The sequence below is a fragment of the Paenibacillus piri genome, from assembly GCF_004354045.1.
Taxonomy (GTDB): Bacteria; Bacillota; Bacilli; order Paenibacillales; family NBRC-103111; genus Paenibacillus_S; species Paenibacillus_S piri.
The window spans coordinates 142,485-154,485 of sequence record NZ_SMRT01000017.1; the positions used below are offsets into that span (position 1 = coordinate 142,485).

General features: G+C 51.1%; 10 protein-coding genes. 1 reads left to right on the forward strand and 9 read right to left on the reverse strand.

The window, feature by feature from the left end; genetic code table 11:
- Positions 1–87 precede the first annotated feature (87 nt).
- The 8 genes from E1757_RS27725 to E1757_RS27760 form a co-directional block, all read right to left on the reverse strand.
- Entirely contained in the window at positions 88–2,292 is a 2,205-nt protein-coding gene (locus E1757_RS27725; protein ID WP_165972322.1) for a helix-turn-helix domain-containing protein, read from the reverse strand.
- A 120-nt stretch (positions 2,293–2,412) separates the two neighbouring features.
- Positions 2,413–3,255 (reverse strand): helix-turn-helix transcriptional regulator, encoded by an 843-nt coding sequence (locus E1757_RS27730; protein WP_133234348.1) that lies wholly within the window; start codon positions 3,253–3,255, stop codon positions 2,413–2,415.
- Positions 3,256–3,487: 232 nt separating this feature from the next.
- Positions 3,488–4,396: a nucleoside hydrolase gene (locus tag E1757_RS27735; protein WP_133234350.1), complete on the reverse strand. Its 909-nt coding sequence runs from the start codon at positions 4,394–4,396 to the stop codon at positions 3,488–3,490.
- A gap of 27 nt (positions 4,397–4,423) precedes the next feature.
- The gene (locus E1757_RS27740; RefSeq protein ID WP_246079575.1) at positions 4,424–5,266 is read right to left on the reverse strand and encodes a carbohydrate ABC transporter permease; all 843 of its coding nucleotides are present in this window, start codon (positions 5,264–5,266) and stop codon (positions 4,424–4,426) included.
- Positions 5,267–5,283: 17 nt separating this feature from the next.
- Positions 5,284–6,144 carry a carbohydrate ABC transporter permease gene (locus E1757_RS27745; protein ID WP_133234352.1) on the reverse strand — a complete coding sequence of 287 codons (861 nt, stop codon included), beginning with the start codon at positions 6,142–6,144 and terminating at the stop codon, positions 5,284–5,286.
- A 10-nt stretch (positions 6,145–6,154) separates the two neighbouring features.
- Positions 6,155–7,498, reverse strand: a complete 1,344-nt coding sequence (locus E1757_RS27750) for an ABC transporter substrate-binding protein (RefSeq protein WP_133234354.1) — start codon at positions 7,496–7,498, stop codon at positions 6,155–6,157.
- Positions 7,499–7,610: 112 nt separating this feature from the next.
- Entirely contained in the window at positions 7,611–9,236 is a 1,626-nt protein-coding gene (locus E1757_RS27755; RefSeq protein ID WP_165972323.1) for a response regulator, read from the reverse strand.
- Positions 9,208–10,974, reverse strand: coding sequence for a sensor histidine kinase (locus tag E1757_RS27760; protein ID WP_133234358.1), 1,767 nt, complete (start codon positions 10,972–10,974; stop codon positions 9,208–9,210). Before E1757_RS27760 ends, E1757_RS27755 begins: the two co-directional genes overlap by 29 nt.
- Positions 10,975–11,031: 57 nt before the next feature.
- Between E1757_RS27760 and E1757_RS36015 the strand changes: the two genes are divergently transcribed.
- Positions 11,032–11,199 carry a hypothetical protein gene (locus E1757_RS36015; RefSeq protein ID WP_165972324.1) on the forward strand — a complete coding sequence of 56 codons (168 nt, stop codon included), beginning with the start codon at positions 11,032–11,034 and terminating at the stop codon, positions 11,197–11,199.
- 45 nt (positions 11,200–11,244) lie between these two features.
- Here the strand turns inward: E1757_RS36015 and E1757_RS27765 are convergent, their stop codons facing one another.
- Complete coding sequence (locus E1757_RS27765) at positions 11,245–11,931, reverse strand: sensor histidine kinase (RefSeq protein WP_133234360.1); 687 nt, start codon at positions 11,929–11,931, stop codon at positions 11,245–11,247.
- Between the last annotated feature and the right edge of the window lie 70 nt (positions 11,932–12,001).

Below are 12,001 nucleotides of genomic sequence, written 5' to 3' on the forward strand. Positions count from 1 at the left end.
TCGACGTTTGTTCACGAATCGCCGATTTTTTTCGAACAAGAAAACAGCCTCCCCGACGGATAGGGGGCTGTTCGATGGAAGAGATGGCTATTCCAAATTTTGCGCGTACTGCCCCGGTGATATGCCTTCATACCGTTTGAACATGCGGATAAACGTATTGGCGTTGTTGCAGCCGACGCGTAGAGCCAGATCCTGGATTTTAACTCCGCGCTCCCCACTAATGATCTCCTTCGCTTTTTTCACCCGGACATTATTTAAATAGTCGCGGAAATTGTCGCCCGTATGGTTTTTAAACAGCGTGCTGATATAGCTCGGGGAAAAGTTAAACTGCTCGGCCATATCGTTCAACGAAATGTCCCGATCGTAATGCCGGTGTATATATTCGACGATGTGACAGGCGATGGACTGGTCGATTTTGCCGTTCTCGTCTTCGATCCGGTCCATCATCTCGTCGATCAGCCGATAGATGGCTTGCTTCAGCTGCTGCACATCGGGGCACAGCATCAGCTTCGGGTACCATTTCTCGCCGGCGGCCGTATTGTATGCCTGGCGCTCAAGCTGCTGGTTGATCCGGTTCAGCGTCGATACGATCGACAATATAAACTGCGACCGCTTCTCGATGCTCAGGCTGCGCGTGTCGAGATTTTCCTCCAGCAGCTTATGCATGACGGACAAGGCTTTCTCTTTATTGCCGGAAATGACGGCGGCTATCAGATCGCGTTCCATTTCCAGCGGGTAATAATAGCCGCTGTTCCGCAGCTGCTTAATGTCGTCGGCCGTAATTAACGTCCGCCGTTCCATCACAAACCGGTACTCCATCAGCTTCAGCGCCTCGTGATAGGCGCGTTCGGCTTCGCCGATATGAGACGCCGTCCCGCCGATCGCGGCGACGAGCTGAATCGCAAGCGAGCTGCCGATATCTCTGAGCACGTTGATCAGCCACTGCCTCAGCGCCGGCGAATCCTCCTCCGTCAACAGCACGACGAACCGTCTGTGATCGAGACCAAGCAATTCGCACTTCTGCTCCTGCGACAAACACTGCTCGATGAGCCCCATGACCCGGTTCGTCATTTCAAACAGGTATGTGTTCGGTACCTGCTTCTCCGGCTCGCTGTTGGCTGCAACCTCGATAATGGCTACCGTCACCGGTCCCGACAGGTGGGTCAAATTGTACGCTTCCAGCTCCGGCGCCGCCTTCTTCAACGGCAGCAGACCGAACAGCAGGTCGCCGATCATTTTTTTGCGCAGCGGCAGTTTGTAACGGCTGATCGTCTGCTGCAGATTTTCGTTCAGCTTGTAAATGCCGTCGGCGGTAGATTGAATAAAGGCGAGCTCGTCGCGGCCGATCGGCTCCCCGTAGCTTTTAAACTGGTTGACCGCCCTTTGGATAGGCCGGTACGTGCGGTTCGCCGCAAGCATCGCCAGCAGCAGGCCGATGGCAGCCAGCACGAGATAGACGGCAAGCGACTCCTTGGCGAGCGATCTTATCTGCGAATTGATCGGATTTTTTTCAACAATATAGGCATATTTCAAGTCGCCGAACACTTTCGATTCCACGTCGCGGACCGTCATTCCGCTCACAGCCGGCTTACCGGGCCCGGCGATCAGCTGCTCGAACGGCTTGGCGCCAAGACTGCCGTTGTAGGCGATGAGGCGGTCTCCCTTGATGATGGCGAAGCCTTCGGAGCTTCCGGGCATTTGCGGCAGCAAATAGCTCTCGTAATACGAAACGTAAAAAACAAGCTCCAGATTCGGTTCCTTCTTAATGAGCGTAATTCTCCGGTTGCCCGAATCGCCGTACGTATGCAGGAAAAGCGATTTCGCAAAATTGCCTTTGTAAAGAGCCGACTCGATTTCTTGCTTGTGCTCCTGGGCCAAACCGATTTCCGCATAAAATCTCGCTTTGTCCATCGTGCTGTTGGGCGTAATGATAAGCCCGTCGTTCAGCTTCCCGACGCCGATCGTAAAGCCGAAGTCGGCGAAAGCGTCGATATTTTTTCTCAATTCATTGTAAACTTTCGTCACGACGTAATAATCCCGCTCGCTCTTTTCCGCATATTCGAGCACACTGCTGTTAATTTTCAGTTGATTGATCAAATTCGAGGCGATGTTCAGCTGTGTATCGATTTTATCCCTCGCCTCCCGCAGCAGGGCGTCCTGCCGGTATTTCAGCTCCAGCTGGACGATTTCGTTATTTTTATAAAAAAACATGCTGGCAACGATCATCGTATACACGAACACAATAAGCACGTAAGCGATAAGCAGCTTGTAATAAAATTTTCGTTTCCGCATCGCTTCCGATCCCCCTTTTTTTATGCAAGCGCCCAATGTAACCGCATTCATTTTGGCATATGCTTTATTATAGCCTAAGCCCGGACAAGAGGAATTCCGCTATCTTCCGAGAAAACTACACTATTTTCCGCTGTTTGCGTTCTTTCTGTATTCGATGGGCGTAACGCCGTACTTATGCTTGAACATTTTATAAAAATGGCCCGTATGCTTATAGCCCGCTCTTTCCAATATTTCGGCGATCGACAGGTTCGTCTGCAGCAGCAGCTCTCCCGCCTTCCGCAGTCGAAGCTCCGCCAAAAAGCCGCTGTACGTAACGCCCGCCACCTTGGAAAACAACGTGCTGAAGTAGTTGGGCGAAACGGAAATTTTCGCTGCGGCCTCTTTCAACGTTAACGGCTTGTCCAGATGCCGCTCCAAATATTCCATGACTTCGCGGATCGCCTGCTCGTAGCCGGATTCCTTCTCCAGCCTCCAGCCCCTGATTTCGCGGCTCAAAATAACGAGAAACTTCAACAAATCCGCCCGCACCGCATATTGATGATACGCTTCCTTCGATTCCAGCTCCGATTTGATCCCTTCCATCAGCCGCTCGATGACGAATTGCGAACGGGGCGACAGATGAATCAGCAAAAAACGGTCCAGCGGAGCGCTGGACAATTCCCGGATCGTTTCTTCGAGAAGAGAGGGCATAAAATCGAGCTGCACAAGCTCGAAAGCCTGTCCGTCCAGCGGCATAAAGCAATGCTTCATATAGGGCGGGATCGAGAACAGATCGCCCCGCTTCAGCACCGTCTGCCCCTCCTCCAGCCTGTGAAGGCAGCTCCCGTTGATGAGATAGCAAATTTCCAAATATTCATGCCCGTGGAGGACCGGGTTGTAATTCGTTTCACTGCGGATTTCGAACTTGATCGGAAAATCCTCCCGCATGAAATCTTTAAACCGGAACACAGGTGCATCTCCCATACGCTCGCCTCCTCGCCTCTTCACCTACTTTTTTCATCCTCGGTTATAACTTGTATTTTATACAATCGGGAACGAAACGCAACAGCAGAATTGCGCCATCCGCATGTCCAAGCCTGTTTCGGCAAGGATATACGGCTTCGCCGTCCTTAAGGGACGAACGGGTTTATCAAGGTTGTGCCAAAAAAAACAGGACCTCCGGCCGGAGATCCTGTCGTTGAATCCGAATCGCTGCTTACAATTTGGCGAACAAATCCTTAAATACCGCGTCGCGCTTAATGCTCCACACATACCGGATAAAATGTCTCGACGTATCCTGGCTCCAACGGAATTCGTCGGACAGCAGCGGACTGTGGACGAGCGAGCTTGGCGTCCAGCGCTCGTCGATCAAATATGCGATCGTCGAAATATCCCAAATGACGCGTGAATAGCCGGTATGGTCGTCATGGCAGTTTTTGTACGTCTCGTACAGGTAAAGGCCGGTTTCGCCCTTATCCTTTACATAGTCCCGGATTTCCGATAACGTCGTTTGCAGATGCGAGGTTACGCCCATGCACGGCAGCAGCACAAGCGGCACGCCGCAGTCGAGCACGGTGCGGGAAGCGTACAAATCCTGGCGCAGGTTGAACTCCTTCGTATCCGGCCAATGCAGCGCATGACCGCCGAGCCATACGACGACGATTTTCCCGATAATTTTCGGCTCCATCAGAATGGCTGAGGCCACATTCGTAATCGCGCCGATCGCAACGACGTACAGCGGGTCGTTATCGTCCGAAGCCATCGCCCGCTCCACCAGATTGCGCGCCGCTTCGCTTTCCACGGGTACCCCCGCTTCCGTCATAAACGCGTCCGAGCCCCGGTAGATCGGGTACTGCCCCTCAATGCCCATAACGGCGGCGATTTTTTGCAGCTCGTTGTAGCTTTTTTCCATGCCGTCCTTAGGTCCGGTCGACAAGCTGTTATCGAACGGCGCCGCGTAAAAAGCTTCGATCTGCAGCTTTGCTTTCGATTGCAGCGCATAAATGACCGCAAACTGGTCGTCGATCTCATTGTACGTGTCGGTGTCCAGCACCATTCTTACTTTACCGGCCGGCGGTTCAAGCCTTCTCAGCCGTTGTTCCTCGGTTATTTGCGGAAAGTTCATCTTAAGCACACTCCTTATCGATTGAATTTATTCTTTAATTCCGGTGTTCGTGACACCTTGAATGAAATACCGCTGCAAAGGCAACAGCAGCAAAATCGGGATGATGACGGCAATGACCGAAACCGCATACATCTCGTTCCACAGCGTCGCATGCTCCGTCGTAAAATCGCTCATCGCGACCTGAATTACCTTATATTCTTTCGACCGGGTCGCGATCAACGGCCACATGAACGATTCCCATTGCGATATGAACAGCATCAGACCGGCGCTGATCGTGACCGGCTTGCACAAGGGCATGACGACGGCGGTATATATTTTCCACCAGGACGCGCCGTCCATGCGCGCGGATTCGATCAGCGAGTCGGGCAAATCAAGGAAAAACTGCCTGTACAGGAAAATGACAAGCCCGTTCGCGACAGCCGGCACAATCAGGCCGTAATACGTGTCGATCCAGCCGAATACTTTGACAAGTCCGTACAGCGGAATCGCTATAACTTCAAACGGGATCATGAATGTCAGCAGCACCAGACCGAACAAAAGCGCTTTGCCTTTAAACTGAAATTTCGCGAACGCGAACGCCGCCATCGACCCGAAGCCGATCCCGAACAGAACCGTCATGATCGATACATAAAATGTGTTGTATAGCACCTTGCCAAAATTGCGTTCCGTAAATAAAGCGACATACGCATCAAACGTCGTATTGATTGGCAGAAACGTATACAAGGTAACGGGTGACACATATTTATAAATGTCGTTGAGCGGCCTTAAGGAAGAAATGACCGCGAAAAACAGCGGAAATACGATCAGAAACGCGACAATGATTTGAACGATGTACATCGCCGTCTTGGAAGCCCGGTTCGTCGTTAGCAATTGGGTTCAACCTCCTTTTACGCCTGGGACCGAAGTAAACGGAATTGGACGGCGATGATCAGCAGTATAAGAATGAGCAGCAGGATGACGATAGCCGACGCCCTGCCGGGATCCGAGTACACGAACGCGTTGTTGAAGCTTTCGCTCATCAGCACGTTCGTGCTGTTCTCCGGTCCGCCCTTGGTCAAAATATACATCGGAGCGAACAGCAGGAAGTTGGTTACCGTATCCGCAACCGTGACGAACGTAAGCGGCCGCTTCATCAACGGGAACGTCACGTTTTTGAACTGCTGCCATTTCCCTGCACCGTCGATATTCGCGGCTTCGTACAAGGAGGCGGGCACTTCCTGCAATCCGGCCAGCAGAAAGACTGCCCAATAGCCGACGCCCTTCCAGGTCGCAATCGCCATGATCACCCAAAGCGCCTGATCCTTGCTCGTCAGAAACGGCTGCTGCGGCAGCCCGAGCGCCACCAGCGCGGAGTTGACGACACCTTGCTCCGGGTTCAGCATAATGCTCCACAGCACGCAGGCAATCGGTAGCGAGACGGTGATCGGAATGAAATTGAGACTGCGGAACAAATGAATTCCTTTCAGCCTGGCATTCAGCAGCAGCGCCAGCACAAAGGCCAGCGCGATCTGGATCGGGTTAATAAACACATTGAAAAACAACGTCACGTATACGGAATTCCAAAACACGCTATCGGTAAACAAATACGTATAATTGTCCAGTCCTACAAAAGCTTCGTTCCCGGCGATAAATCCCGGCGCATACAGACTGTTCTTGAGTCCCAGCACGATCGGGTACAGCTTGAAGACGATCAGCAAAGAAACGGCGGGCAGCAGGAACAAGAAAGGCGCATATTTAGATTTAATCATAGACTTAACCTTATTTCACTACGCTTTCATATTTTTTCAGCTGCCGGTCCATTTGGGCCGCTACGTCATCCAGCGCCTTTTTCGGGTCCGTGCCGTTTTTAATATCCTCGTATGCCTTGTTGTACAGCGTTTCCCAATCCAGAAATCCGGGCGTGAGCGGCCGGGATACCGCGGTGTTCTGCGCTTCGTAGGTTGCGATCCGGTATACGTTCGTCGGAAATTCATCGAATTTTTTATCGGATTCGATCATTTTCAAAATATCGACATTCGACGGTAAATCCTTATTGCCGTTGAACCATGTTTTCGCTCCTTCGCCGATCGTCAAGTAACGGATGAATTTGGCGGCCGCTTCTTTTTTCTCCGAATATTTATTGATGCCCAAGTGCCAGCTGCCTGTCGGCGTTGCGACCTTTTTCCCGGCGAAGAACGGATGCGGCGCGATGCCGTAGTTGACTTTGGCTTCCGAAAACGTGCCCGTGTTCCAGGTTCCGCCGACATAGATCGCGATTTTGCCGGCTTTGAAATATTCCTTCGACTCGTCCGGCGTCACTCTCGGGCTGACCTTCCACGTATTGAACAAGTCGTAATAAAACTTGGCTGCCTGGACGGACGCATCGGAATTGATAAATCCGGTCGTTTTGAGACCCTTGTCGTCAATCACTTTGGCGCCAAGACTCTCAGACAGTGCCAGCATCTGGTAGGCGCGGCTGATCTGCTCGAAGCTGAAGCCGAATACGTCGGGTTGTCCGTCTCCATTCGTATCGTAGGTCAGCTTTTTGGCGGTATCGACAACCTGATCCCATGTCCATCTTTTTTGAATATCGAAATCCGGCGGCGTAACCCCTTTGGCGGCAAAAATATCTTTGTTGTAATAAAGTACCTGCGAGGACGTATTCATCGGAGCGGCCATCAGCTTGCCGTCATACTGCCCGGCCTTGATCGAGGAATCGATCCATTTGGTTTTCCATTCGCCGGCCGGCAAATACGTTTCCAACGGCTCCAGGTAGCCTTTGACCGAGTAGTTGGCGACCAGCGGTCCGTCGACGGTAATAATATCGTAATCCTTCGATTTGGAGCCGAGCTTGACCTCGATCGTTTCAAACAGCTGACGGAACGGATAGCTCTCCACCTTCACCTTGATGCCGGGATTTTCCTTTTCGAAGCCGGCCACAACGTCCAGCAGCCCCGTTTTTTCCCATGTCCCCTGGGAGATCATCGTAATTTCCGTCGTCTTGCCGTCGGCCGGCTTGCCGGACTCCTTCTTGTCGGACGGTGCCGCCGCCTGCTGTCCCGAGCACCCGATGACCGAGACGGCAAGCAGCCCGGCCGTGAGACCGGATAACATTTTTTTCATATTCCTTCATCCCCTCATGTTGTTTGCATTTCCTTACCCATTTAAGTGTAGAGGAGTCGAATAAAGCCGGATACGGATGATTTTTTTAGAAAATAGATGAATATTTTAATGCTTACGCCCGATTTGCCGATTCACGGTATTCCTGCGGCGTCATGCCGAAATGATTTTTGAACAGCTTCGTAAAATATGGCGTATATTGATACCCGATCTGTGCCGCGATTTCGTAAATTTTCGATTTCGAGGTCCGCAGCAAATAGCGCGCCTTGTCCATCCGGTACCGGTAAATGTAATCGCTCAGGTTTTCTCCGGTTTCCTGCTTGTACATCGCTGAAATATAAGCCGGATGCAGGTGCATATGGCTGCCCAGCGCCTGGAGCGATACATCCTCCGCCAAATGCCGCTCGATGTATTGGTGCACCTGCTGAACGAATGTGCCCGGCGTCTCCCGTGTTTCCCGCCGGATGCAATGCTCGATGCGCTGCAATGCATCGGCCGACCAGCTCCGCAGCTGTTTGGTCGAGCGCAGCAGCGAGGTGTTCGTCATCATCGCGAAATGGTCGCCCAGCACGTTCGCCAGCTGCAGGCCGTTGACGTGAACGATGCAGGAGTAGGCGTTGGACAATGCGAAAAAAACTTCGGCCAAATGCTCGGACGTATCGAGTCCCTCGCCGCTCAATTCGGCGAAAATGTCGTCCAGCCGCCTGTGCGCGTCCGGCCATCGGCGCGCCTCCATCAGCTGCAGCACCGTAGGCGGTTCGTACAGCCGCTGCAGCGACCGCATGGGCGTATACGGCAGTTGATCCCACAGCCGGATCATATGCTCCTGCTCGCTGCCGGGAAGCTGCCTGAACAGCTGCAGCGCTTTCTGGTACAGCTCGGGGGTATGCGCCGGAAACGGCTCATCATCGCTGACGAGCACCGATATGCTGCCGTCCAAGTAAGCCGACACGTGGATTTGCAGCTGGCAGGCCAGCCGTTCCAGCAGCTTTCTGACGGATGTCGGGGACGCGGGACTCCCGGCTTTCAGGCTGAGCAGAAAGACGATATATTGATAGTCGTCCTTGCACGCCCATACGTCAAAATGCTCGCCAAGCACTTCTTCGGCGATGTTAACTACAGCGAACTCGAACAATGAGATGCTGTGCTCGTCATAATCCAGGAAACGGTTTTCCACTCTCAGCATCAGGAGCGCCGCCCGTCCCCCTTCGGAAAAAGCAATCTCCAGCTTGTCCAGCTCCTCGGCCAGACGCTGCGGCGGGAAACGTTTGCCCTTCAACAAATCGAGCAGCAGCTTGGCTTTCAGAACGGACAGATGCGACCGCAGCGTCTGGCGCGCTTTTCGGTTCGAACCGATCTCCTCCCATTTCTCCCGCACCTTCCCCATTACAAGCCGAATCGTCTCGGACAGCTCGTCCTTCTTCACCGGCTTGAGCAAATAGGCGGCTGCCTGACTTTTCAATGCCTGCTGCGCATACTCGAACTCCGCGTAGCCTGACAGCAGGATACATTGGGTCATCGTCCAATTGACTTTGGCGTATTCGCACAGCTCCAATCCGGACATGCCCGGCATCCGGATATCCGTCACGATGATATCGATCGGGAACTGCTCGATCAGCTCCACGGCCTCCGGGCCGGAAGCCGCCGTATACACCTTCTCGACTCCCGCCATATGTTCCAGAAAGGAAGCCAAATCCTCCAAAATTACCGGTTCATCGTCCACCAGCAGCAATCGGGTCATATGTCGATTCTCCATTCCAATATAGTGTGACGCGCAGGCCGGACAACCCGGATGCATTCTCAATGTCGAGTCCAGCCGCCTCGCCGAAGCCATGCTTAAGCCGCTGATTGACATTCCACATGCCGCAGCTTGTCTCGCTGTCCATCGGCCGGCTGAGCTGCTCCTTCATGCGGCGCAGCTTTTCCTCGGCGAGACCGACTCCATCGTCCTCAATGGCAAGACAGGCATACTCGCCGGCAATGCTGCCGTTGATGACGATCCGGCCGGTTCCCATCTTCGGCTCGAGTCCGTGTACGATCGCGTTTTCCACAATCGGCTGGATCAGCAGACGCGGTACAGGCAAGTCCAGCATTGTTTCGGGTACGTTCAATTCGTATTCGATTCGCTGCAGCCGCAGCTTGTGGATTTCCAAATAATTGGAAACCAGCTTCAACTCGTCCCGCAGGCTCGTATTCTGATTTTCGAGCCTTGTCATATACCGGTAATAATCGCTTAAATTATAAGCCATCGCGATGACCGATTCATGGCGGCCCAAATTCGCCGAGCTGATGACGAAATTGAGACAGTTGTACAAAAAATGCGGATTGATCTGCGCCTGAAGCAGCTTGAGCGTGGCGAGCCTGGAACGGTTTCGCTCCTCGTATACATTTTCGAACAAATGCTGGATTTGCCCGGCCATTTCATTGAACCGGACCGTAACAAAATCGAATTCGTTATGAAACCAACGGTGGAGCCGCACGCTAAAATCGCCGTTTTGAAACTTTTTCAGCACGCCGATTAGAGCCTGAAGCGGCTGCTGCACATTTTTATACAGCAGGAACGAAGCCAGAAATCCAAGCATCAGCAGCAAGCCGATGCAGCCGTAAAACAAGTTCCGGCTCGTCGTGATCGGCGATAAAATTTGCTGAATCGGCGTATAGTCGACAATATAAAAGTCGAGCGGCTTGGAGTAAACGTAATTGATCAAGTAGGTTTTGTTGTTGAGCTTCGTCGTCAGCGTACCGTTCTCCTGAAGCGGTTCCCGGCTTAGAGCCGTGACGACCGCTTGGGCCGCCCCGCGATCGGAGGTCCGGTTGTAAATGACCTGCTGCTTCCCGTTGACCATGAACGGATCGCCTTTGCTGCCCGTCTTCAGCTGATCGAGCAGGGAGGAGACGCTTTTTTCGTTAAAAGCCATTTGGACGATGACGATGCTTTGGTCGATCCGCCCCTTCTCGTTCAGAGGCCCCCCCGCATAATAAACAAATTTGGAAGCTCCTTCCTGCAGCGAGTCCGGCTGATAGAGCCATCCGGTTTGCCTGGAATTGAAGTCCAACTGCCGTTCGTCATAAAAGCTGTCGCTTTGATAAACGCCGGTAGACAGCTTGCGCTTCACAGCCGGAAAGTTGAGCGTAATCTCGTTGTACCAGCTGCTGGCGGAGCTTTGCAAATTCAATTTCTCCTGCGCGGTCGATTCCACCTGCGGAATTCGCTGCTCGTCGCCTTCGAACAGCACCTTCTCCAATTCCAGCACCGTCGGATCACGCGAAAGTGTAACCGTATTCAATGCCATACTGTAGGCCATCGCATCCATTTGCTTGCGGAGAAATTCGAGCTGATTGCTGTTCTCCTTCTGCAGCAGCGATTCCACAACCCGAATGCTGACTTGATTGGACAATCCGTACAGCAAAAGGATGAGAAGAAGAAATATGAAAATCGCCGCGTTCATTTTGCTATAAATCGTTTTTCTGAATTTCATACGGTCCCCCCATTTTTTCTCGGCTTGCGAAATCTATTATAGCTGAAAAGGAGGTCTATGGAACAAAAAGAAAAACCGACGTTTGAACAACAGGCAAGACAACAATACCATGACCTAAAAATTAAAATACCCCAGTGGGTAAGCCCAGCAGCAGCAAAACCGCTAGCTAAACTCGCTGTCACACCTGACGACTTTCCTTTCCTGAACCAAGTAAAACGGTCATAATCCTCAACTACTCTCGGAGCGTTCATCGCGCAACGGGCCTGGAGTTCAGTAAGGTAATTTCATACTAATAATGGTCCCGAGTTTTTCTTTAGTATTAATTTTTAAACCATAATTTTTGCCGTAAGCTAATCGGATCCTGTTATGTACGTTCATAATTCCATTACCTGACTTTTTATTTCTTAATATAGAGTTAATGTTATTTTCTTCCATTTCAGTGAATATATTGTTTAAAATTTCTGCAGGTATTCCAAAACCGTTATCTTTAATTTCAATGATTAGATTCGATTGCAAGATGAATGCCTTAATTTCTATGCAGCAATTCTCATCAATTCCATTTTTGAAACCATGATATATGCAATTTTCAACTAGCGGAAAAAGGCTTAACCTTAGGATCTGGATATCTTTCAGTTCTTTTGGTATTTTCAAAATTAGATTAATATGTTGATCTCGATAGCCCAATAATTTCCAATACTTTTCAATATATGTAATTTCCTCATTGATTGCTGCGAATTTACGGTCGACATAAAAAATGTAACGCAGAATAAAAGAATAAGACTGTATAATGTTTGATATTTCTTCTATCCCTGCTTGAATCGCGTAGCTATCTATAGTAGTTAGTATGTTAATCATAAAATCCTGATTCATGTGTAGTTTTGGAGCTATAGCATCAGCCAAGTAATACTCTAAGAGCTTTAAGTTGGCAATCGGGAATTTTTCAAAATCTTCACACATTCATGTTCCCCCTTGTTTTAAGATTCCTACGAGAATTCCTTGAAATCACCCTTCGCTCGAAAAAATCAAT